16 protein-coding genes and 2 pseudogenes are annotated in these 22435 nt (G+C 71.3%); 5 read left to right on the forward strand and 13 right to left on the reverse strand.

The window, feature by feature from the left end:
• The gene (locus KIH74_RS18705) at positions 1–1284 is read right to left on the reverse strand and encodes an NAD(P)/FAD-dependent oxidoreductase (protein ID WP_214157257.1); all 1284 of its coding nucleotides are present in this window, start codon (positions 1282–1284) and stop codon (positions 1–3) included.
• Between the two features lie 210 nt (positions 1285–1494).
• Between KIH74_RS18705 and KIH74_RS18710 the strand changes: the two genes are divergently transcribed.
• Entirely contained in the window at positions 1495–2532 is a 1038-nt protein-coding gene (locus KIH74_RS18710; RefSeq protein ID WP_214157258.1) for an ADP-ribosylglycohydrolase family protein, read from the forward strand.
• Here the strand turns inward: KIH74_RS18710 and KIH74_RS18715 are convergent.
• Both KIH74_RS18715 and glnA read right to left on the reverse strand, forming a co-directional pair.
• Positions 2517–4049, reverse strand: coding sequence for a WD40 repeat domain-containing protein (locus KIH74_RS18715; protein ID WP_214157259.1), 1533 nt, complete (start codon positions 4047–4049; stop codon positions 2517–2519). The genes KIH74_RS18710 and KIH74_RS18715 overlap by 16 nt on opposite strands.
• 245 nt (positions 4050–4294) lie before the next feature.
• Positions 4295–5719, reverse strand: a complete 1425-nt coding sequence (gene glnA, locus KIH74_RS18720) for a type I glutamate--ammonia ligase (protein WP_214157260.1) — start codon at positions 5717–5719, stop codon at positions 4295–4297.
• 425 nt (positions 5720–6144) lie between these two features.
• Here glnA and KIH74_RS36580 point away from each other — a divergent pair, with 425 nt between their 5' ends.
• Complete coding sequence (locus KIH74_RS36580; protein WP_214157261.1) at positions 6145–6615, forward strand: RDD family protein; 471 nt, start codon at positions 6145–6147, stop codon at positions 6613–6615.
• 140 nt (positions 6616–6755) lie between these two features.
• Here the strand turns inward: KIH74_RS36580 and KIH74_RS18730 are convergent, their stop codons facing one another.
• The 5 genes and pseudogenes from KIH74_RS18730 to lipB all read right to left on the reverse strand — a co-directional run.
• A complete protein-coding gene (locus KIH74_RS18730) occupies positions 6756–7463 on the reverse strand; it encodes a DUF4191 domain-containing protein (RefSeq protein WP_214157262.1) in 708 nt (235 codons plus the stop codon).
• A gap of 27 nt (positions 7464–7490) precedes the next feature.
• The gene (gene lipA / locus KIH74_RS18735) at positions 7491–8510 is read right to left on the reverse strand and encodes a lipoyl synthase (RefSeq protein ID WP_214157263.1); all 1020 of its coding nucleotides are present in this window, start codon (positions 8508–8510) and stop codon (positions 7491–7493) included.
• Positions 8511–8753: 243 nt separating this feature from the next.
• Entirely contained in the window at positions 8754–10049 is a 1296-nt protein-coding gene (locus KIH74_RS18740; RefSeq protein WP_214157264.1) for a cation diffusion facilitator family transporter, read from the reverse strand.
• Positions 10050–10423: 374 nt separating this feature from the next.
• A pseudogene (locus KIH74_RS39265) lies at positions 10424–10780 on the reverse strand (ArsR/SmtB family transcription factor); the annotation flags it as partial.
• Between the two features lie 357 nt (positions 10781–11137).
• Positions 11138–11758: pseudogene (gene lipB / locus KIH74_RS18750) on the reverse strand (lipoyl(octanoyl) transferase LipB); the annotation flags it as partial.
• A gap of 100 nt (positions 11759–11858) precedes the next feature.
• Between lipB and KIH74_RS18755 the strand changes: the two are divergent.
• A complete protein-coding gene (locus KIH74_RS18755) occupies positions 11859–12212 on the forward strand; it encodes a nuclear transport factor 2 family protein (protein ID WP_214157267.1) in 354 nt (117 codons plus the stop codon).
• A gap of 48 nt (positions 12213–12260) precedes the next feature.
• Here the strand turns inward: KIH74_RS18755 and KIH74_RS18760 are convergent, their stop codons facing one another.
• Positions 12261–13604 carry an NAD(P)/FAD-dependent oxidoreductase gene (locus tag KIH74_RS18760; RefSeq protein ID WP_214157268.1) on the reverse strand — a complete coding sequence of 448 codons (1344 nt, stop codon included), beginning with the start codon at positions 13602–13604 and terminating at the stop codon, positions 12261–12263.
• Between the two features lie 114 nt (positions 13605–13718).
• Between KIH74_RS18760 and KIH74_RS18765 the strand changes: the two genes are divergently transcribed.
• Positions 13719–15299 (forward strand): serine/threonine-protein kinase, encoded by a 1581-nt coding sequence (locus KIH74_RS18765; RefSeq protein ID WP_214157269.1) that lies wholly within the window; start codon positions 13719–13721, stop codon positions 15297–15299.
• Between the two features lie 65 nt (positions 15300–15364).
• Here the strand turns inward: KIH74_RS18765 and KIH74_RS18770 are convergent, their stop codons facing one another.
• The 3 genes from KIH74_RS18770 to lpdA form a co-directional block, all read right to left on the reverse strand.
• Positions 15365–16258 (reverse strand): TIGR01777 family oxidoreductase, encoded by an 894-nt coding sequence (locus KIH74_RS18770; RefSeq protein WP_214157270.1) that lies wholly within the window; start codon positions 16256–16258, stop codon positions 15365–15367.
• Between the two features lie 249 nt (positions 16259–16507).
• A complete protein-coding gene (sucB, locus tag KIH74_RS18775; RefSeq protein ID WP_214157271.1) occupies positions 16508–18307 on the reverse strand; it encodes a 2-oxoglutarate dehydrogenase, E2 component, dihydrolipoamide succinyltransferase in 1800 nt (599 codons plus the stop codon).
• A gap of 180 nt (positions 18308–18487) precedes the next feature.
• Positions 18488–19873: a dihydrolipoyl dehydrogenase gene (lpdA, locus tag KIH74_RS18780; RefSeq protein ID WP_308113885.1), complete on the reverse strand. Its 1386-nt coding sequence runs from the start codon at positions 19871–19873 to the stop codon at positions 18488–18490.
• A gap of 439 nt (positions 19874–20312) precedes the next feature.
• On the opposite strand from lpdA, the gene KIH74_RS18785 reads away from it, so the two are divergent.
• Entirely contained in the window at positions 20313–20681 is a 369-nt protein-coding gene (locus KIH74_RS18785) for an oxidoreductase (protein ID WP_214157272.1), read from the forward strand.
• A gap of 124 nt (positions 20682–20805) precedes the next feature.
• Here KIH74_RS18785 and KIH74_RS18790 read toward each other — a convergent pair whose 3' ends face one another.
• Positions 20806–22311 (reverse strand): leucyl aminopeptidase, encoded by a 1506-nt coding sequence (locus KIH74_RS18790; RefSeq protein WP_214157273.1) that lies wholly within the window; start codon positions 22309–22311, stop codon positions 20806–20808.
• Between the last annotated feature and the right edge of the window lie 124 nt (positions 22312–22435).

Genomic DNA, 22435 nt, shown 5'->3' on the forward strand with positions numbered 1-22435 from the left:
CTATGTGGCCGCGCGCCAGGCGGCCCGGGGCTGCCGCAGGCCCCGCCGCACCCGCGACCCGACGATGCCCAGCGTGTTCAGCGGGTGGAACACCTCGCTCAGCGGGACGGTCCCGGCGAACCCGCCGAGGAAGCGGTCGATGGCCGGCTGGTTGCCCTGCATCGAGCGGAACAGGAACCGCACGAACGCCGGCAGCGGGTCCATCGGCGCCAGCATGCAGGTGAAGTCGAGCATCGGCTTGGCCCGGCCGTCGCGCAGCCGCTGGTAGTCGCTCATCGCGGCCTGCCAGGGCACGCCCGACGACCAGCTGTGGTCGAGGGCGGCGCTGAGCAGCTCGGCGTCGCGGAAGGCGTCCGAAATGCCCTGCGCCGTGGCCGGATCCTTGATGTAGCCGGCGTCGCCGACCAGGGCCCAGCCGGGGCCGAACGGCACCCGCATGGCGTTGCGGGTGTCGCCGTGCCCGATGATGCGGGTCTCCCGGTGCGCGCCCGCCATCAGCCCGGCCAGCTCCGGCACCGAGTTCACGGCCGCCATGTAGGTCTCCTCCACGCGGGACCGGTTCTGCGCCATCTCCCGCCGCGGCCAGCCGACCAGCACCAGCTTCTGGTTGTCGTGCGTGGGCACCACCACGATCGCCCGGTGCTCGCGCACATACACCCGGAACTCGTCGATCGGCAGGCCGCTCCAGTAGGCGTAGTAGCCCGCGGTGAGGGCCGGCCGGGTGTCGTACTCCGGCGCCTGGACGGCCTTGTGCACCACCGAGTTCTTGCCGTCGGCGCCGATCACCACCCGGGCGGACTCGAAAGTCGGCTCACCGCCGCGATGATGGCCGCGCACACCGATCACCCGTTCGCCGGAGCGAACGATCTCGTCGACCGTCCACGACTCCCGCACCGTGACCCCGGCCTCGCGCGCGGCCTCGACCAGCAGGTTGTCGAGCACGATGCGTCGCGGGCCGTAGGCGGTGCGGCCGGTGCCCTCGGCGGCCGAGGGCCGGCCGGACAGCACGGCCACGTCGAAGTCGATGCGGTAGGTGTCGATCGGCGGGCAGCCGGTGGCGACCAGCCGGTCGAGCAGGCCCCAGCGTTCCAGGGCCGCGACACCGGTCGGATGCACCAGGTGGGTCGAGATGGTGTCGCTCGGGAACGCGGCCCGGTCGACCAGCAGCACCCGGTGCCCCGCCCGGGCCAGCAGCATGGCGGTGGGCGCGCCCGCCACCCGCGCACCCACCACCACGGCGTCCCACTGTTCTTGTTCTGTCTCGTGTTGCACGGCCGCGCTCATGTGTCGTCCCCCCGTAGACACCAACACTGACATCAGTGAATGTCGTTCAAACACAGTGCTTCACGCTCGTTGCCCGAGGCCACGACGTATAGGTGAGACGTTAGGTCAGTGGCCGCCGGACGTCCACCATCGTGGTCCCGAACGTCCGGAGGATCCGGTGATCCGGGGATCTGATTGGGGGAGGGGGCCGGGGGTGGGTCACAATCGATCGTGACCAACGCCCTGGAGCCTCATCCGCTGGTCTGGGAAAGCCGGGTACGGGGAAGCCTGCTCGGTATCGCTCTCGGCGAGAGTCTCGCCTTCGAGCAGCCGGACTCCGGTCCCCTGAAGGCCGGAAGCTGTACACAGATGGCGGCTTTCACCGTCGAAGGGACGATCCGTGCGGCGCTGCGCTCGCTGCACCAGGGGATCTGCCACCCACCGTCCGTGCTCTGGTCGGCCTACTGCCGCTGGGGGGTGATGCAGGGGCTGCTGCCGCCCGGGGCGATCGGCCTGGACGGCTGGCTGGCCGACGTACCACCGTTGCGCGAGTCCCGTGGCGACGCGCCCGCCACGGTGACGGCGTTGCGCGAGAACGGCGCCGGCAGTCGTGACGTGCCCACCGGCGAGAGTCTGGGCTGGCACTCCCTGGTGCGCAGTCTGCCCTTCGCCGCGCTCTCGGCCCAGGCGCACTGGTCGGACGTGATGATGGCCGCCGACTGCGCGGCCCTCACCCACGGCCATCCGCGGGCCTGGTCCACCGCCGCGGCCGGCGTGCGGCTGCTGAACCGGCTGCTCGCCGCCCCGCCCGGAGACCCCGACCTGCCCGGCGTGGTGGCGAACGCCCTGCCCGGCCTGGACGAGGAGGTGGCCGCCGGGCTGCGCACGGCCCTGTGGGCCGCGGGCACCCGGCCCGGGCAGCGCGAGGTGCTGTTCAGCCTGGCCTCGAACGCCGGCGCCCCGGCCGTGCTGATGGGTGGTGTGTATGCCGCCGCGAGCTACCCCGGGCCGGAGAACATGGGCCGGGCGCTGCGTTTCGCCGCCACCGCACGGTCCCGCGAGGGCGTGTCGGCGATGGCGGGCGCGGTGCTCGGCGCGTTGTACGGGGCAGACGCCTGGCCCGTCGGTGTGCTGATGCGGCACGAGCTGGTCTGGGTGCTCGACACGCTGGCCCGCGACCTGGTGCGGCAGCTGATGGACAACCCGGGCGGCAACGCCGACGAGGCCCCGGCCGACCCGCTCTGGCTGGTGCGTTACCCGGCCTGGTAGCCGCCGGCGAGCCGGGCGGCGTCCACGGTGATCAGCTTCGGCGAGTAGCCCACGGCCATCAGCCGGGTGGTGCCGTCGACCTCGGCGGCGCACAGGGCCCGGTACCAGCCCAGGCCCGGGTCCATCGCCAGGCCCTCGGGGAAGTCGCGGGTCTCGTCGGTCTCCGGGTTCCAGAGCGTCAGGTAGGGGCTGTCACCGCCCACGCAGAGCAGGTCGCTGCCGTCGTGCCGGATCGGGCAGAGAGCGTGAACGGCACTGCCGGGGATGCGTTTTCGGTGCAGCAGCGATCCGTCGGCGGGGTCCCAGACGCTGATCGTGCCGTCCTCACCGGTCGAGGCGAGCGCCGGCCGTCCCTGCACGGTGATCGCGGCGAGACCGGTCACCGGACGGCCGTCGTGCCCGGCGAAGCGTTCCACCGGGGTGCCGGTGGCCGGGTCCCACAGGGTGATCCGGCCGCCGCCCCCGCCCGCGGCCAGCACCAGCCCGTCGTCCAGGTCGAGCAGGCACAGCGCCCGGGTGAAGGCCTGGGTGCGCAGCAGCCGCACGGGACGGTAGGTGTCGATGTCCCACAGCGTCACCCAGGCGCTGTCGCCGCCGGCCGCGAGCCACGGGGTGCCCGGCACCTGGCACAGGGCGTGGATCGCGAACGGGGCCTCGCGCAGGCCGCCGACCCCCTTGCCGGTGGCCAGGTTCCACAGGTAGATCACCTGGTCGTCGCCGGCCGAGGCGAGCAGCGACTCACCGGTGCCGGTGGTGACCGGGCAGAGCGCGTGCACCAGGCCGGGCAGGAACCGGTTCGGGATGCCGTCGCGGAGCATCTCCACGGCGTCCGCGGTCTCCGCCCCGACGGCCAGGTCGACGGCCTCCGGCGTCATCGCCGGGCTCGTGCCCAGGCGCATCCGGTCGGTGCCGGTGGTCAGGTCGCGCACCCAGACCGAGTGCCCGTGACCGCCGTAGACCAGGTGCGGGCGGTCGTCGAGCCGCACCACGCAGGCACTGGCGTACCGGGGCATGGCGATCACCTGGATCGTGCCCAGCACCAGGGCCACCCCGGCCCACAGCCCGCCCAGCACCAGCCCGGCCCGCAGCGGCACACCGGCGGTGCCGGGCAGGTGCACGGCGGCCCAGAGGGCCACGAGCGGGAAGGTGATCCGGGCGACGGCCCGGGTGAGCGCGGCCAGGTCGGTGCGCGGCGGGTGACAGGGATCCGCACGGACGACGAAGACCAGGCAGCACCCCCCGCCGACCACGAGTTCCGCCGTCACCAGCCAGCCCGGGAGAGACAGCTGGGTGAGCGAGAGCAGGCCGGCCGCCACGAACGGCACGACACTCTGGAGACCGGGCAGGGCCAGCAGCAGGTAGCCCAGGGCACGCCACAGCACGGCCGAGACCAGCCAGGTGATCGCGGCCGTCAGCAGCACCGCGAACGGGTGCGGGCGGTGTGCGGCCCAGAGCACCGGGAAGACCACGAACAGCACCAGCAGGAGCCGCCCGAGCAGCCGGACCGGACCCGTCATCGTCATCGATTCCTTCCCCGCCGCCTCTGCCGCCCCCGGCACCAAGATCACCGTACGGGGCGAAAAGACCTTCGTGGGGTGGAACGCGGGGATCCGGTGAGGGGTGCGACGAGCGGTGTCACCGACCGGTCCGAACGGCCGGTGCACGGGGTTCTCGTCGTCCGTACAAGGGGTTGCCGGGGCGCAGAACGAGGGCGGGCCCCCGGAAAACCGGGGGCCCGCCGACGAATCCGGTACGGCGTGGATCACACGTCGTAGTACAGCTCGAACTCGTGCGGGTGCGGGCGCAGGCGGATCGGGTCGATCTCGGCCTCACGCTTGAACTGGATCCAGGTCTCGATCAGGTCCTCGGTGAACACGCCGCCCTCGACCAGGTAGGCGTGGTCCTTCTCGAGGTTGTCGAGGGCCTCGCTGAGCGACGCCGGAACCTGGGCGATGCCCGCGTGCTCCTCGGGCGGCAGCTCGTAGAGGTCCTTGTCGACCGGGGCCGGCGGCTCGATGCGGTTCTTGATGCCGTCGATGCCGGCCATCAGCATCGCCGAGAACGCCAGGTACGGGTTGCTCGACGGGTCCGGCACGCGGAACTCGATGCGCTTGGCCTTGGGGTTCGAGCCGGTGACCGGGATACGCACGCAGGCGCTGCGGTTACGGGCCGAGTAGACCAGGTTGACCGGCGCCTCGTAGCCCGGCACCAGACGGTGGTAGGAGTTCACCGTCGGGTTGGTGAAGGCCAGCAGCGACGGGGCGTGGTGCAGGAGGCCACCGATGTACCAGCGGGCGATGTCGGACAGGCCGCCGTAACCGCTCTCGTCGTAGAAGAGCGGCGAGCCGTCCTTCCACAGCGACTGGTGGCAGTGCATGCCCGAGCCGTTGTCCTGGAAGATCGGCTTCGGCATGAACGTGACCGTCTTGCCGGCGGCGTGCGCGACGCTCTTGATCACGTACTTGAACTGCATGACCTTGTCCGCGGACTTGGCCAGGCTGTCGAAGCGGTAGTTGATCTCGGCCTGACCGGCGGTGCCCACCTCGTGGTGGCTCCGCTCGACCTCGAGGCCGAGCTCGTCCAGCGCGAGCACCATCTGGTCACGCAGGTCGGCGTAGTGGTCGACCGGCGGGACCGGGAAGTAGCCACCCTTGTAGGGGGTCTTGTGGCCCAGGTTGCCGCCGTCTTCCTTACGGGCGGTGTTCCAGGCGGCCTCGATCGAGTCGATCTCGTAGAACGACACGTTCTGCTTCGTCTCGAAGCGCACGTCGTCGAAGATGTAGAACTCGGCCTCGGGGGCGAAGAACGCCGTGTCGGCGATCCCCGTGGACTTCAGGTACGCCTCGGCCTTGGCCGCGACCTGACGCGGGTCGCGGCTGTACGGCTCGTTCGTGTACGGGTCGACGATGCTCATGTTGATGTTGAGCGTCTTCTCGACACGGAACGGGTCGATGTAGGCCGTGTCGAGGTCCGGGATCAGCTTCATGTCGGACTCGTTGATGGCCTGGAAGCCACGGATCGAGGAACCGTCGAACATCTGGCCGTCGGTGAAGAAGTCCTCGCCCACGGTGGACGCGGGCACGTTGAAGTGCTGCATCACACCCGGCAGGTCGCAGAACCGGACGTCAACGAACTTGACGTCGTTCTCCGCGATGTACTTGGTCACCTCTTCGGCGTTGCTGAACAATCCAACCTCCACGGTCGAGGATCGGTCGCGGTTATCGGGGCGGGAACCGTCGCACTGCTGCTCCGCCCGGAACAGCCGGCTTTTTCACCGGTAATTCTGGGCCGTCACCTGCGATCGACGCTGATCGCAGGGCTACGTGAGGCCTGACCCTACCGCTCGGACCTAACAGCCCGGTCACCGGTCGCATCATCTTCTTCCCCGTCGTTCCAACCGTTCGAAATAGGTGTCTCTCGGTCACTTCGGCACTGCGATGGGTGTGCTCGACACGAATAAGAAATTTCCGTGTGACAAGCCGGAAACAATTAATCCGGGATGGCGAGTTCCTCACTTTTACTCGCCCGCCCGGCTCTGCTAAGTGCCTTCCAACCGGGGACGACGGGGGCCGCGCGCGTGGCAGCCCGGATCCGGCGCCTAAGCTCGTACCCGTGGTGGACAGACGGGACGTCGGATCATGGCTCGCCGGACCTGAGGCGGTGACGGGCGTCACGGGCTATCCGGGCGAGCGCCTGGAGCGGCCGGAGACCGGGCCGGGTTCACTCGCCCGGCCGGGCCGGCGCTTCGCCAGCGTGCTCATCGACTGGATCATCTGCCTGGTCATCGCGCGCGGCTTCTTCGGCACCCAGACCCTGGAGCACCCGGCCGGATCGCTGATCCCGGTGGCCGTGCTCCTGGTCGAGAACATCCTGCTGGTCGGCACGGCCGGTTTCACCGTCGGGCAGCGGGTGCTCGGCGTGCACGTGGAACGCGTCGTCGGCGGGGGCCCGATCGGCCTGCTGCGCGGCGTCGTGCGGGCCGTGCTGCTGGTGCTCGTGATCCCGCCGCTGACGATGGGCTGGGACGTCGACCGGCGGGGTCTGCACGACCTGATCTCCGGCTCCGTGGTCGCCCGGAACTGACGGTCTATTCGTTATCGAATCCGGCGCCGGACGGTCGTTTCCGGTGGCTCCTGCCGGGGGCAGGCTGCCGGGTGAGGGCAAAACAGAAGGACGCCGCGGGCCTGGCGGCCGGCGACGTCCCCTGTTGGATGGCTCGTGGGTCAGCGGCCCTTGGTGGCCCTGCGGTCGGGACGCATGCGCATCGGGTCGACGCCCTTGGGGATCGGCAGGCGGGCGGCGCCGAGGGCGCGCAGTCGCTTGCTCACCTCGGAGACCTCCTGCTTGCTGATCACCGGGCGCTTGCGCATGAGGTGACGCACCAGCTTCTGCACGGGCACCTGGCCGTCGCCGTCACCGGCGTGGATGACGATCACCGGCACGTCGGGCAGCAGCCGCGCCGTGCGCTTGCGCTCGTTCTCGGCCAGCTTGTTCACGCGGGGTGTCGGCCCCTCGGAGACCAGCACGACACCCGGTCGGCCCACCGCGCGGAACAGCAGGTCCTGGGTGCGCGGGTCGACCGCGACCGGCTGCTCCTCCACGTTCCAGCCTCGCCGCAGGCCCTTCAGCGCGTAGCCGACGACCCCCTTGCGGTCACCGAGCTGGGTGTACGCGGCACGCTCGGCACGGCGGCCCATGATGATGATCGCGACCAGGATCCCGACCATGAAGCCGAGGATGCCCACGTAGATGGGGTGCCCGACGAGGGTGCCGATGCCCACGCCGGCGACCGTGAAGCCGACCAGCGCGAGCAGCATCCAGACGACAGCCGCCGGGTCGGCCTTGCGCAGCATCGTGAAGACCGCGCGGAACTGCGCGAACCGGCCCATCTCTTCCGGATCGACGGGCTGTGAGGGAGTGTTGCGAGCCATGACCGAAGGATACTTCCCGGGCGGAGCTCAGCGTGACGTGCTGCGCGCGCCGCTCAGCAGGCTCGTGGCCTCCTGCCGGGCGGTGGTCTCCTGGGCCAGGTGGGCCAGGTCGGCCGGGATCTCCTCGCCGCGGCGGCGCATGGCCTGCGCCCACAGCCGGCCGGCCCGGTAGGACGAGCGCACCAGCGGCCCGGCCATCACCCCGGCGAAGCCGAGCTCCTCGGCCTCCTCCTTCAGCTCGACGAACTCCTCGGGCCGCACCCAGCGGTCGATCGGGTGGTGCAGCGGGGAGGGACGCAGGTACTGGGTGATCGTGATCAGGTCGCACCCGGCGTCGTTCAGGTCGGTCAGCGCCTGGGAGATCTCCTCGCGGGTCTCGCCCATGCCCAGGATCAGGTTGGACTTGGTCACCTGGCCCTTCGAGCGGGCCAGCGCGATCACCTCGAGCGAGACGTCGTACTTGAAGGCCGGCCGGATGCGCTTGAAGATGCGCGGGACGGTCTCCAGGTTGTGGGCGAAAACCTGCGGCTGCGCGTCGAACACCTGCTGGAGCAGGTCGGGCTTGCCGGAGAAGTCGGGGGTGAGGATCTCGACGCCGGTGCCCGGGGCGTGCTGGTGGATGGCCCGGACGGTCTCGGCGTAGAGCCAGGCGCCCTCGTCGTCCAGGTCGTCGCGGGTGACGCCGGTGACGGTGGCGTAGCGCAGGCCCATGGTGGCCACGCTCTCGGCCACGCGACGCGGCTCGTCACGGTCCAGCGGGGACGGCTTGCCGCTGTGGATCTGGCAGAAGTCGCAGCGGCGGCTACAGCTGTCGCCGCCGATCAGGAAGGTGGCCTCACGGTCTTCCCAGCACTCGAAGATGTTGGGACAGCCCGCCTCCTGGCAGACCGTGTGCAGGCCCTCCTTCTTCACCAGGCCCGTCATCGAGGTGTACTCCGGGCCCATCTTGGCCGTGGTCCGGATCCATGACGGCTTGCGCTCGATCGGCGTCTCGGCGTTGCGCGCCTCGACGCGCAGCAGTCGCCGGCCCTCCGGTGCGATCGTCACCTGTGCTCCCTGTTCGCACGCTGTCCCGGGGATCGCCCGGGTCGGTATCCGGCGTGGTCCGCCGGAAGGGGCGACAACGGGTCGCGCACGGCCGGCCGTCGCCATCGCCCACTCTAAGCGCCCGGACCCGACCGCCTCATTCCGGACCGCTGCGGACGTGGGCGTGATCACGCCGGGCGGGGCCTGGCGGTGTTGTCGGCCTGGCGGTGTTGTCGGCCTGGCGGTGTTGTCGGGTGTGCGTGGTCAGGCGTGCGTGGGGTGCTCGTGGTCGGCGTGGGTGGCGGCCTCGAACTGGAAGGTGGAGTGCTCCACGTCGAAATGACCGGCCAGGCAGCTCTGGAGCTCGTCGAGCATGACCGTGAGATGACCGTCGAGGAAGCAGCCGTCCTCCACCACGACGTGCGCGGACAGGATCGGCAGGCCGGTCGCGACCGTGGACGCGTGCAGGTCGTGCACGGCCATCACGTGGGGCACGGCGAGCACGTGGGTGCGCACCTCGTCCAGGTCGACGCTCTTCGGGGTGGCCTCCAGCAGCACCACGACGGCCTGCCGCAGCAGGGCCCAGGTGCGCGGGAGGATCAGCGAGCCGATCAGGATCGAGGCCACGGCGTCGGCGCGGTCCCAGCCGGTGATCCAGATCGCGGCCGCCGCCACCAGCACCGCGACCGAGCCCAGGGCGTCGTTCACCACTTCCAGGAACGCCGCCCGGGTGTTCATGTTCTCGCCCTGCCCGCGCACCAGGATCAGGATCGAGACGGCGTTGGCCAGCAGACCGATCGCACCGAACACGATCATCCCGGCCGAGGCCACCTCCGGCGGGTCGATCAGCCGCTGGACGCCCTCGACCAGGATGTAGATGCCGATCGCCAGCAGCGCGGTGGCCTGGAGGGCGGCCGAGAGCACCTCGGCGCGTTTCCAGCCCCAGGTCAGCTTCGCCGTGGGTGGGCGCTCGGCGAGGATCGCGACCACCAGAGACAGGGTCAGCCCGGCGGCGTCGGTGAGCATGTGCCCGGCGTCGGCGAGCAGCGCGAGACTGCCGGTCAGCACCGCGCCGACCGCCTCCAGCAGTAGCACCGACACGGTGATGCCCAGCACCAGGGACAGGCGGCGCCGGGCACCCGGGCCGGTAGGGAGGTCGTGCGAATGGCCGTGCCCGTGACCATGGCCGTGCGCGTGGTCGCCGGGCGCGTCGTTCTTGGGCTGGGCGTCTTGATGTCCGGGGTCTTGATGTCCGGGGTCTTGGTGTTCGTGGTTCTGGTGCTCGGGATCCGGGTTCGCCGCGGCGGTCGGGGAGGGCCCGGGGAGGCAGGGGGCCTTCAGCGACGCGGGAGTGCCGCCGGTGTCGTCGTCGCTCGCGCAGGAGCGGCGTTTCGGGGGGAGCGGGGGCGCGTCGGTACGGCTGGTGCGGTGGTCGTGCTGGTGGCTGGCCTGGTGGTCGTCCTGGTGATGGCTTTCGTGGTGGCCGGGATGCTGTTCGTCGTGCGCGTGTTCGGGTCGGGGGTCTTCTCCGGGACCCGGCCTCTGGCTCTGCCCGGTCATGCCGGGCGCTCCGCACCTGGACGGATGGTGTCACCTGGACGGACGGTGTCACCTGGACGGACGGTGCCGGCGTTCGGTGTGGCCGGGCCGGTGGTGGCTGTGCCGGCGGTGGCTGTGCCGGCGGTGGCTGCGCCGGTGGGACCAGCGTTGGCGGGGCCGTGAGCGGCCGGGCCGGGATCGGTGGTGGCCGTTGCGCGGCGGGGGGCGCGGGCGGAGGCCGCTGCGTGGCCGAGTTCGTGGCCGAGTTCGTGGCCGAGTTCGAGGCCGGGGGTGTGGGCTCGGCGGTGGTTGAGGGGGCGACGGGGCTTTTCGTCGTCCTCAGGTTCGTGATCGTGGGCCTCGTGGGTGCCCGTGTGCGGATGGCCGGTGTGGTGCAGCACGACGCGCTCGCCGGTGGCCTCGAGGAACGACTCGGTGGCGTCGAACAGGTCGAGCAGTTCGGGGCGGGCCAGCGAGTACAGCGAGGCGCGGCCCTGGGCCCGCGAGCGCACCAGACCGCAGTCGCGCAGGCAGGCCAGGTGCCCGGAGACCGTGGACTGGGCGAGACCGAGATGCGTCATCAGGTCGACCACCCGGTGCTCGCCGCGCGCCAGGTGGCGAAGGATCAGCAGGCGGGTCGGGTCGCCGAGCGTGCGGAACAGGTAGGCCGCCGCGGTGACGTCCTCGTCGCCCTCCGGCGACCTAGCCCTGGTCCTGGTCTCGGCATTGGTCGTCCCGGTTGGTATCGCCATGCGCCGATGATAGCGATCGGAGGTGCTGACATCCAGGGAACGATGGACGACGTGAGCTCCCACCGGCACCACGAAGGGCCGGACCACCGGGTGATCCGGCCCTTGAGGGAACGTGTCTCAGCTGCGGGTGAGCTCGCGTGCCAGGTCGTCGATGGCGCCGCTGATCGTCTCGGCCGGCTTCTGGTTCGGCGGCTCGGCCGGCTGCTGTTCGGGCGACTGCTGTGCGGCCGACGGCTGTGCGGCCGACGGCTGTTCGGTCGACGGCTGTGCGGCCGACGGCTGTTCGGTCGACGGCTGGGTGGTGGCCCGCGGACGGTGCGGGACCCGCTGATGGTGCAGACCCGGCAGGTCACAGCCCGGCAGGGCGGCCTCGACCAGCGGGAGCACCTCGCGCACCGGAACGTCGCGGCCCAGCTCGGCACTCAGTGAGGTGACCCCGGCGTCCGCGATGCCGCAGGGGACGATCCGGCTGAAGGCGCCGAGGTCGGAGTCGCAGGTCAGCGAGAAGCCGTGCATGGTGACGCCGCGCGCGACCCGGATGCCGATGGCCGCGACCTTGCGCTCGGGCCGCCCGCCGCCGGCCGGGATCCAGACCCCGCTGCGCCCGTCGACCCGCGTGCCCTCCACGCCGAGCTCGGCGCAGACGTCGATGATCATCTGCTCGATGCGGCGGACGTAGGCGACCACGTCGACCGGCTTGGCCAGATGCAGGATCGGGTAGCCGACGAGCTGCCCCGGACCGTGCCAGGTGATCTTGCCGCCCCGGTCGACGTCGACGACCGGGGTGCCGTCGAACGGACGCTCGTGCGGCTCGGTGCGCTTGCCGGCGGTGTAGACGGCCTGGTGTTCCAGGAGCAACACGGTGTCCGGTGCCCCCGCCACCACCTCGGCGTGCACCTCGCGCTGGCGTTCCCAGCCGGCGGTGTACTCGACCGCGTCGGTCCCGAAGCCCAGATGTTCGATCCGCAGCGCGCTCATGCCGTCGAGGGTACGCCCGGCCGGTGCGGGTGGGGTGCGCGTGTCGCTCTGCGCTGCGGAATGATCACGTGGGTCGTGATCGCGTCTAGGCTTGTGATTCATGGACGCTCGCAAGGCGCTGCTCATCGACGCCTACCGCCGCTTCAACGGGCGGGACGTCGAAGGGCTGCTGTCAATGATGACGGACGACGTGGAGTGGCCGGACGTGCCCAGCCAGGCCGTGTTACGCAACAAGGACGAGATCCGGGCGTACTGGCAGGGCCAGTTCGCGGTGTCGGACCCGCAGGTGGTGCCCACGGACTTCGAACCCGGCCGGTCCGCCGACGAACTGGTGGCGGTGGTCGAGCAGGAGGTGCGTGGCCTGGCCGGCGAGGTGCTGGTGGACCGCCGCGAGATCCGGCATCGGTACTCCTTCCGGGACGGGCTGGTGCGTCGGATGGTCGTCGAGGACTGAGGGTTTCGGGCCGCTTGGCCGCTTGGCCGTTCGCGGTCGCCGTCCCGATCAGTGCGCCGGCAGGGGTTCTCGTGGCACGGCGGGTAGCCCCAGTTCGGTCAGCACCGCGTCGGCGGTACGCCGACCGGACACCAGCGCGCCCTGGATGGACGCGCTGTCACGGTGGTCGCCCGCCACGAAGACACCCTCCCCGAGCGTGACCGGACGCCGGATGTCGAGCGGTGCGGGCATGGCGGTGAGGGCGTGCGGCAGAGCGTCCCGGCGCACGAGTTCCCACCAGTGCGTGGGCCGTCCGTAGATCAGGGCCAGCTGCTTCGTGACCTCGCGTTCCGTGGTCAGGTCGGGATCGCCGCCGAGAACGGTGGTGGCGATGAGGGCCCGTTCGTCGGGGCTGTAGCTGGGAGCCCGGTTGCTGATCACGATGCTGTTGATCACCGGGCCGCGCCGATCGCCGTCGACATGTAGTGCGCCGGAGTGCGTGGGTGCTTCGGGACTCACGTGCCAGTAGGTGGTGAGACCGTGCGAATGGACCTCTGGCAGCCCGAGGAGCGCCGTGGCGTTCTGCGGGTCGGTGGCCACCACCACGGCCCGGGCCTGGATCTCGCCCGCGGTGGACCGCACCAGGCCGGGCCCGGCCGACTCGACCCGCACACCGTAGTGAATGCCCGGCACCTGCTGGGCCAGTTGCTCGGGCAGGGCACGCATTCCGCGCCACGGCACCGCCGGCGTGCCCCGCGCGAACGAGCGCACCAGGAACTGGACGAACTGGTGCGAGGTGCTGCCGTCCTGCTCGCCCAGCACCCCGGCCAGGAACGGCTCGATCACCCGCCACCGCAGCTGTCCGCGCACGCCCCGCTGGTCGAGAGCCTCGCTCCACGGAAGATCCGGCTCGGACAGCAGAGTTTCGGGCCTCGCCCGGGCGGCGTTCAGGGCCCATCGTGCGAAAGCTGTCTGCTCACGCCAGGAACCGCTGGAATCACGCAGGAGTCCCGCGGCGGTGAGGGGAAGCAGCCCGGGTGAACGGCGGGGGTCGGCGAGGATCTGCCGGCCCCGGGTTCCGGCGACCACGAGGGCGGCCGGGAACGTCTGTAGCCGGAGGGCGCCGACGTCGATCACCCGGCGCACCTCGGGATAGGCCGGATTGAGCAGCTGGAAACCCCGGTCGCAGATGAAACCGCCCACCACGTCGCTGCGCACGCGACCGCCGGGCGCGTCGGAGGCTTCCAGCACCACCACGTCGATACCACGACGGGACAGCTGCCGCGCGCAGGCCAGCCCGGCCAGCCCGGCGCCCACCACGACCACGTCGGCGGCCGCGGGGAGTTCGCGGGAGTGGATCTGCTCGGTCACAACGGCCTCCAGATGCTCGTCGAACACATGCGCTTCCGTCACGAAGCATGTCAGCTCCGGCCCGGGCGGCAAGGCAGGCATCGCGGATCTGTGGATAACCCCGGGGCCTGTGGACAACTGAAACGGACTGTCGGGACTTCGGGGCACAGTGGGGGCATGGATCTCACACCGTTCCCCGGACCTGCCGCGGTGCCGCCCGAGGTACCCGGCTTCCAGCTGCACGAGATGCTGGGTTTCGGTGCCCACGGCGAGGTCTGGCGTGCCGAGGACCTGGTCACGGGTGACCCGGTGGCGTTGAAGATCGGCCATCTGCGCCCGGTCCCCGCCACGTTCCTGGCCGGGAATAGCGGCGGGACGGACGTTTTCGGGAGGGAAGCCGAAGTGGCCCGGCTCTGCCGGATCGAGCACCCGCACATCGCCGGCCTCCGCCGGGTGGTGCCGCTCGCCGACGGCAGACTGGCTCTGGTGCTCGACCTGGCCGAGGGCGGCAGCCTGGCGTCGCTGGTGGCCACCCGTGGCAGGTTGTCGTCCGAAGAGGTGGTGACGCTGGTGATCCCGCTCGCCTCGGCTCTGGAGCATCTGCACCGCCGCGGCCTCACACACGGCGACATCGCCCCGGGCAACGTGCTGCTGACCGCCGGAGGCCGGCCGCAGCTCGGTGACCTGGGAGCGGCCCGGTTGCTCGGGATGCGCGGTGAAGAGGGCTGGGGAACGCCTGGTTTCACCGACCCGGCGGTGGTGGAGGCACTCGGCTCCGGTGGCCCGGTGCCGGTGGAGGTCCTGCGTGCGGCTGACCTGTGGGCCCTGGCCGCCGCCTGCTGGTTCGCCCTCACCGGCGGGCCGCCCGGGGCGATGGGTGCCGATCCGGATCCGCGGGGGGACCTGTATCGGTTACTGGCCCGCTGCCTGGCGCCGGAGCAGGTAGGGCGTCCCGGTCCGGCCGAGCTGGCCGAGCTGGCCTGGGAGGTGGCGCGCCCGGCGCCGATTCGGCGTGGACCGCGGGAAGACCTGGCCTACGTGTCCGGTTCGGGAGCAGAGGGTGGCGATTCCGGGGCCGGGCACTCCCGAGGTGCCGCGGCTGCCGGGCAAGGTCAGGTGAAGGGCGGCAGCACCACCCGAGGCCCGCGCGGTGCGGCCCGGCCTGCTCGTGGTGGGCCGGCGCGGGTCGGGCCCACGTCTCGCCGGGCGGTGCCGGTCACCCGGCTGCTCGCGCTCCTGGTCGCGACGGCGGCCGTGGGAGCGGTGACGGCGGGTGTGGGACGGCAGGTGGTCCAGGGCGCCGGAAGCGTTGGGGCGCAGGGTGATCCCGGCACCGGGAGACCGGGAGAGCCGCTGGACGCCGAGCTCGCGGAGGCGCTCACCAGGATCGGGCGGGCGCGGTCCGAGGCGTTCGAGACGGTCTCACGGCGGCGGCTGGCCGAGGCGGACGCCTCCGGGTCACCGGCCGAGCAGGCCGACCGGGGACTGCTGCGACGCCTACGACACCAGGGATACCGCCTGGAAGACCTGACCTACCGGATCGGCCGGGTCGACGTGCTGACGGTCGAGGGGCCCACCGTGGAGGTCGCCGCCGAGGTCAGCGCCACGGCGCACCGGCAGGTTCGGGGGAGTGACGGGGCCTTCGCCGAGGTGCCCGCCACCGGTCCGGCGAGCATGGTGTTCACGCTCAGCGCGACCGGCACCGCTGCGGCCGGGGCCGGTCGCTGGCTACTCCACGACATCCGGGGCAAGGCGTGAGTGCACCGGACCGGTGGACGGCGCCGGATGTTTCACGACCTGGCGTCGTCCACCGGTGTGGCGGTTCAGCGGCCGACGGTCCACGCGGCTGCCTTGGCCAGGGTGTCGTGCTCCCAGCGGAAACCGGACGCGCGCAGCCGGGCGGGGGTGACCCGCTGGCTGGCGAGCACGTCACCGGCGAACTCGCCGAGCACGATCCGCAGGGCGAACGCCGGGGCGGGAACCAGCGCCGGCCGGTTCATGGCCTTGGCGACAGCCCGGATCACGTCGACGCACCGGGCCGGCTCGGGGCCCACCATGTTCACGGGGCCGCTGATCTCCTCGGTGTCGAGCATGTACTCGAGCGCGGCCAGGGTGTCGGGCAGGGTGACCCAGCTCCACCACTGCCGGCCATTGCCGAGAGGACCGGCCAAGCCGAACCGGGCGAGCAGGAGCAGTTGCTTGAAGGCGCCACCGTGCCGGGCCATCACCAGGCCGGTGCGCGGATGCGCCACCCGGATCCCGGCGTCCACCGCGGGCTGTGCCTCTGCCTCCCAGACCTCCACGACGTCGGTGAGGAACCCCTCGCCGGGCCCGGACTGCTCGGTCAGGATCTCGTCCCCCCGCTCGCCGTAGTAGCCGATGGCCGAGCCGCTCACGAGCACCTTCGGCGGGACTTCGAGCGTGGTGAGAGCTCGCACCAGCGTGCGGGTGCCGAGCGCCCGGGAGTCCCGGATCTCGCGCTTGTACGCGGCCGTCCAGCGGTGGTCGCCGACACCCGCGCCGGCCAGGTGCACCACGCCGTCGACGCCTTCGAGGCCCTTCAGGTCGACGGTTCCGCCGGCCGGGTCCCACCGCACCTCGTCCGGGCCGGACGGGTCCGAGCGCACCAGGCGCACCACCTCGTCGCCGCGGGCGGTCAGGCGCTCGACCAGTGCCGAGCCGATCAGACCGTGCGAGCCGGTCACCGCAACCTTCATGACCCTGTCATCTCCGTTCTCCGGGCAGCCGTCGGGCTGTGCCGAGGTTCCGTGCGTCTGCGCGAGACCGTGGGTGTGCTGAGGAGCCGGCCTCTGCGGGGGACATGGCCCGGTCTGGGGGCATGGCCCGGGCTGAGGGCCCCGGGCCCGCGCCACCGCACCGGGGGACACGCCGCAAAGGCCGTGCGGCCGGCGCCTTCCCGATGGGAGAGACAGCCGGCCGCGGGCCGATCAGCGGTGCGGGAGCGGTCAGAGACCGAGATCGCCCTCGAACGCGCCCTCTTCGAGCCGTGCCTTGATGGTGCCGAGGAACCGGGCGGCGTCGGCGCCGTCCACCAGGCGGTGGTCGTACGACAGCGCCAGGTAGACGATCGAGCGGATGCCGATGCTCTCGGCCCCGTCCGCGTCCTTCACCACGACGGGCCGCTTCACCACGACACCGGTGCCGAGGATGCCGGTCTGCGGCGGGAACAGGATCGGCGTGTCGAACAGCGCGCCACGGCTTCCGGTGTTGGTGAGCGTGAACGTGCCGCCGGCCAGGTCGTCCGGGCTGAGCTTGTTGGTGCGCGTGCGCTCGGCCACCTCGACGATCTTGCGGGCCAGCCCGGCGATGTTGAGGTCACCGGCGTTCGGGATCACCGGGGCGGTCAGACCACGCTCGGCGTCCACGGCGATCGCCAGGTTCTCCTGGCCGTGGTACACCACGTTGTCGCCGTCGATGCTGGCGTTCAGCTTCGGGTGCTGCTTCAGTGCCTCGACCGCGGCCAGGGCGAAGAACGGCATGAACGAGAGCTTCACGCCCTCCCGCGCCAGGAACGCGCCCTTGGCCCGGTCACGCAGCTTGGCGATCCGGGTGACGTCCACCTCGACCACCGAGGTCAGCTGCGCGGAGGTCTGGAGCGACTCGACCATCCGCTTGGCCAGCACCTTGCGCAGGCGCGACATCTTCTCGGTCGTGCCACGCAGCTCGGAAACCTTGATCGGCTTCGGGGCAGCGGGAGCGGCCAGGCCGGAAGGAGCGGCCGGAGCCGCCGCCGGGGCGGCGGGAGCGGGCTGCTTGGCCTTCGCGGCGTCGATGACGTCCTGCTTGCGGATACGCCCACCGACACCGGTGCCGGTGATGGCGGACAGGTCGACACCCTGCTCGGCGGCCATGCGGCGCACCAGCGGAGTGACGTAGCCGGGGCCGTTGTCGGACGAGCCGTTGGCCGGAGCGGCAGCCGGAGCCGGAGCCGCTGCGGGTGCCGGAGCCGGAGCCGCTGCGGGTGCCGGAGCGGCTGCGGGTGCCGGGGCGGCTGCGGGTGCCGGAGCAGCGGCCGGAGCCGGTGCGGGGGCGGGCGCCGGAGCGGGTGCAGGGGCGGGTGCGGCAGGTGCCGGAGCCGGGGCGGGTGCCGGAGCGGCAGCCGGAGCAGCCGGTGCGCCCGAGCCGACGATCGCCAGCGCGGCGCCCACCTCGACCGTCTCGTCCTCGTTCACCAGGATCTTCTGCACGACCCCGGCGACCGGCGACGGGATCTCGGTGTCGACCTTGTCGGTCGAGACCTCCAGCAGCGGCTCGTCCACCTCGACCGACTCACCCTGCTGCTTCAGCCAGCGGGTGACGGTGCCCTCGGTGACGCTCTCGCCGAGCGCGGGCATCGAGACGGTGGTGCCGTCCGCGTCCCCACCGGACGATGCGGCCGCGGGTGCCTCCTGGGCGGGCTGCTGCGGGGCGGGCTGGGCCGGTGCTGCCTGCGGGGCGGGAGCGGCCTGCTGCGCCGGAGCCGCCTGCTCGGCGGGAGCCTCCTGGGCCGGCGCGGAACCGGCACCGGAGCCGTCGCCGATGATCGCGAGCTGCGCGCCGATGTCCACGGTCTCGTCCTCCGAGACCAGGATCTGCTCGAGCACGCCCGCGAACGGCGAGGGAATCTCGGTGTCGACCTTGTCGGTCGAGACCTCCAGCAACGGCTCGTCGACCTCGACGCGGTCACCGACCTGCTTGAGCCACCGGGTGACAGTCCCCTCGGTGACGCTCTCACCCAGTGCGGGCATCTGCACGGAGTCCGACATCTGTTCTCCGCTCTCCTTCGTGGTTCGCCGGCCTCATGGCCGCCGTGGCGCTGTCTCGGTCAACCGCTCGGGGTACTGCTAGAGGTACTGAGAGAGCGGGTACATCTGGTGGTGCGGATTCAGGGAGCGCACCGGCCGCGCTGCTCGGGCCGGTGTTCAGGCATCTGTTCGGACGTTTCGTCAGGCATGAGCGTGCAGAGGCTTCCCGGCCAGCGCGAGATGAGCCTCGCCCAGGGCCTCGTTCTGCGTCGGATGGGCGTGCACCAGCTGGGCGACCTCTTCCGGGAAAGCCTCCCAGTTGACGATCAGCTGGCTCTCGCCGATGAGTTCACCGACCCGTGCGCCAACCATGTGTACACCCAGCACCGGTCCGTCCTGACGGCGGACCAGCTTCACGAAGCCCGCCGTGCCCAGGATCTGGCTCTTGCCGTTGCCGGCCAGGTTGTACTCGTAGGTCTGCACCTCGTCGCCGTGGCGCTCGCGGGCCTGGGCCTCGGTCAGCCCGACCGAGGCGACCTCCGGGTCGCAGTACGTGACCCGGGGAATGCCCGACTCGACCAGCGGCGCCGGGTTCAGCCCGGCGATCTCCTCGGCGACCAGGATGCCCTGGGCGAATCCGCGGTGCGCGAGCTGGAGGCCGGGCACGATGTCACCGACGGCGTACACACCAGGCACGTTCGTGCGCAGCCGTTCGTCGGTGGGCACGAAGCCCCTGTCCATCGTCACCCCCGCCTCCTGGTAGCCGAAGCCGTCCGCGTTCGGGCCACGCCCGACCGCGACCAGCAGCAGGTCCGCCCGCAGGGTGTCGCCGGACTCCAGCGAGACCGTGACCCCCTCGTCGTCCTGCTGGGCACCGGCGAACCGGATCCCCGTCCTGAACGCTATGCCACGCTTGCGGAACGCGCGTTCGAGGGCCTTGGACGCGGCGGCGTCCTCGGCCGGGACCAGCCGGGGCAGGGCCTCGACGATGGTCACCTCGGCGCCGAACGACCGCCACACGCTGGCGAATTCGACCCCGATCACCCCACCGCCGAGCACGATCACGCTCTTCGGCACACCGTCGAGGTTCAGGGCCTGGTCGCTGGTGATGATCCGGCCGCCGATCTCCAGGCCGGGCAGGGTGCGGGCGTAGGAACCCGTGGCCAGAACCACGTTCCGGCCACGGTACCGGGTGCCGCCCACCTCCACGGTGTCGGGCGCGACCAGCCGGCCCTCGCCCTCCACGTAGGTCACCCTGGCTGCGGAGATCAGCCCCTGGAGGCCCTTGTACAGGCGGCCGATGACGCCGTCCTTGTACTTGTTCACGCCTGGCATGTCGATCGACTCGAAGCTCGCCTTGACCCCGAAGCGCTCGCTCTCCCGGGCCGAGTCCGCGACCTCGGCCGCGTGCAGCAGCGCCTTGGTCGGGATGCAGCCGCGGTGCAGACAGGTTCCGCCGACCTTGTCCTTCTCGATCAGGACGACGTCCAGACCGAGCTGGGAAGCACGCAGTGCCGCGGCGTACCCGCCGCTGCCGCCTCCGAGGATCACGACGTCGTGAGTCTGTCCGGGGCCGGTTTCGGACACCTGAGTGCTCCCTCGCGTTTTCACGCCACCGGCGCGCTGGTTGCCGGTGATCCTTCGGTCATCCTGTCATCACTGCCGGGGGTGGTCACGTCGTATCCGGCGTGCCCGGGCCGCGTCATTCGTCACGTCAATGAGTCGTGGGACACAAATCCGGCGCCGCCGCACGATTCTGTTGCCGAATCCGCAGGCCGGAGGTCCTGGCCCGGCGCCGGGCGCAGCCAGTTCCCACCAGCTCGAAATCGCGTGCAACGCGATGCTCTCGCCCGGTGTCCATCCGGCGACGGCAACGGCAACGGCAACGAACGGGCCGCACGACAGATGGCACACGGCGCAAGAGGCACACAGGCGAGGGGAACGCCCCCGCACGACGCATCGTTGATGGTGGGAGAAAAGGTGAGGAGTTGCGTGAGAAACTCTGGCCCGGTGAGAGAGGTGGCGCATGGGCTGGTTTTCGCGGCGTAAGGCCGCCCCGACCGAGGGCCGTGCCGAGCAGCGGGCCGAACTGAACCGGGTACGTGAACACCTGGACCAGTTCATCCGCACCCGGCGGGGGGTGGAGGCTTTCGTCGAGCCGGCCACCACGATGAACCCGCCCACGGTGCTGCTGGTGGCCTCGACCGGGGAATGGACGAGGCGACGGATTCCGCACCCGGGCGTGCTGCGGGACCTGTCCGAGCGGTCGATGATCCCGGTCTACGACATCCAGCAGGTGGGTTACCCGCAGCGGATGCGGGACTGGAACGCCCGGGCCAAGCGGGGTGAACCGCAGCCGGTGGAAGACACCGAACTGCCGCCCTGGCCCCAGTGAGCAACGCAGTGAGCAACACACCGAGCAACGCAGTGAGCAACACAGTGCGAAAAGAGTGACGACACAACAGCCTCAGGCCGGCGAAGGCCTGAGGCTGTTGTGTCGTCAGAGAACCCGATGCGGCTCAGCGCAGCGGCGTGACCGCCAGCGACTCGACCAGCGAGACCAGCGTCCGCACACCGTGCCCGGTGCCACCGGCGGGCGTGTACCCGTACGCCGAGCCGCTGTTGAAGGCGGGCCCGGCGATGTCCAGGTGCGCCCAGGGCACGGCCGCGCCGTCCACGGACGGCACGAACTCCTTCAGGAACAGCCCGGCGACCAGCATGCCGCCGTACCGCTCGCCCATGTTCGCGATGTCCGCGACCCGGGAGTCCATGCTCGGCCGCAGCTCCGGCGGGAGCGGCATCGGCCAGAAGGCCTCGCCGGCCTCGCCGGACACCTCGTGCACGCGCGTGCGCAGATCGTCGTCGTTCGACATGATCGCCGAGACCCGGCTGCCGAGCGCGACCATCTGGGCGCCGGTCAGGGTGGCGATGTCGACGATCACGTCGGGGTCGGTCTCCCCGGCGGCGACGATCGCGTCGGCGAGCACCAGGCGTCCCTCGGCGTCGGTGTTCAGCACCTCGACGGTGCGGCCGCCGCGGATGGTGATCACGTCGGACGGACGCTGCGCGCTGCCCGAGGGCATGTTCTCGGCGATCGCGAGCCAGCCGGTGACCTGCACCGGAAGGCCGAGCTCGGCGATCGCGGCGACGGCGTGCAGTACGGCTGCGGCCCCCGACATGTCGCTCTTCATCTCGTCCATGTGCGCGGCCGGCTTGATCGACAGGCCGCCCGAGTCGAACGTGATGCCCTTGCCGACGAGCGCCACGTGGGTCGTCGCACCGGCCGGCTTGTAGTCCAGGCGCACCAGCCGGGGCGGGCGGGTGGAGCCCTGGCCGACCGCGAGCAGACCGCCGTAACCGCCCTTGAGCAGCTTCTTCTCGTCCAGCACGGTGACCGTGACCGGCAGGTCCTTGACCACGCGCTGGGCATCGTCGGCGAACTGCGCCGGGAACAGGTCGATCGGCGCCGCGTTGATCAGGTCGCGGGTGCCGTGCACGGCGTCGGCCAGCACCTTGGCGCGGCGGATGCCGGCCCGGGCGGCGGAGTTCGCCGTGGACGGGGCCGACACCACGATCGTGCCGACCGGGGACTTGCCGCCGTTGCTGCGGTACCGGTTGAAGGCGTAGGCGCCGTAGAGGGCGCCCTCGGCGATGGCGGTGACCTCGTCACCGGTGGTGGCGGGCAGCCCGATCACGACCTTGCCGAGGCCGGCCAGGGTGCGGGTGGCCGCACCGGCGGCGCGGCGCAGGGTCTCCAGGTCGAGGTCGCGCACCGGGCCGAGCCCGGCCAGGACCACCGACTTGGCGGACACCCCGGCGACCGGGGGGATCCGGTGCACGGTGTCCTTGGCGCCGGTCGCCCCGACGGCCTTCAGCGCCTGGGTCAGAGCCGTGCGCACCGGCGCGGGCAGGGACTGCGCCCCGGCGACGACCGCCGTGCCGGACGGGTTGGTGCCGACCCCGACGATCAGGGCATCGGCGGACTGACTGACAGCTTCCTTGGCTGTGACACTGAGCGTGGGCAACACGAATCCTTCGACGTCAACGACTTTCCACCGCGATCCTAGGCCTCTGACCGGGCTACTTGCAGAACGTGGTTCTCTCGCGCGGTCTCCACGGCGTCCCCGATCCGCTCCGGATACGGTTGAG

Origin of the sequence: Kineosporia corallincola, from assembly GCF_018499875.1 — a bacterium.
Taxonomy (GTDB): Bacteria; Actinomycetota; Actinomycetes; order Actinomycetales; family Kineosporiaceae; genus Kineosporia; species Kineosporia corallincola.

Excerpts from the sequence above, each read along its gene's own strand:
- KIH74_RS18705 (WP_214157257.1), bottom strand. The coding sequence starts at position 1,284 with ATGAGCGCGGCCGTGCAACACGAGACAGAACAAGAACAGTGGGACGCC.
- KIH74_RS18715 (WP_214157259.1), bottom strand. The coding sequence starts at position 4,049 with ATGACGGGTCCGGTCCGGCTGCTCGGGCGGCTCCTGCTGGTGCTGTTC.
- KIH74_RS18730 (WP_214157262.1), bottom strand. The coding sequence starts at position 7,463 with ATGGCTCGCAACACTCCCTCACAGCCCGTCGATCCGGAAGAGATGGGC.
- KIH74_RS18740 (WP_214157264.1), bottom strand. The coding sequence starts at position 10,049 with ATGACCGGGCAGAGCCAGAGGCCGGGTCCCGGAGAAGACCCCCGACCC.
- KIH74_RS18755 (WP_214157267.1), top strand. The coding sequence starts at position 11,859 with ATGGACGCTCGCAAGGCGCTGCTCATCGACGCCTACCGCCGCTTCAAC.
- KIH74_RS18765 (WP_214157269.1), top strand. The coding sequence starts at position 13,719 with ATGGATCTCACACCGTTCCCCGGACCTGCCGCGGTGCCGCCCGAGGTA.
- KIH74_RS18770 (WP_214157270.1), bottom strand. The coding sequence starts at position 16,258 with ATGAAGGTTGCGGTGACCGGCTCGCACGGTCTGATCGGCTCGGCACTG.
- sucB (WP_214157271.1), bottom strand. The coding sequence starts at position 18,307 with ATGTCGGACTCCGTGCAGATGCCCGCACTGGGTGAGAGCGTCACCGAG.
- KIH74_RS18785 (WP_214157272.1), top strand. The coding sequence starts at position 20,313 with ATGGGCTGGTTTTCGCGGCGTAAGGCCGCCCCGACCGAGGGCCGTGCC.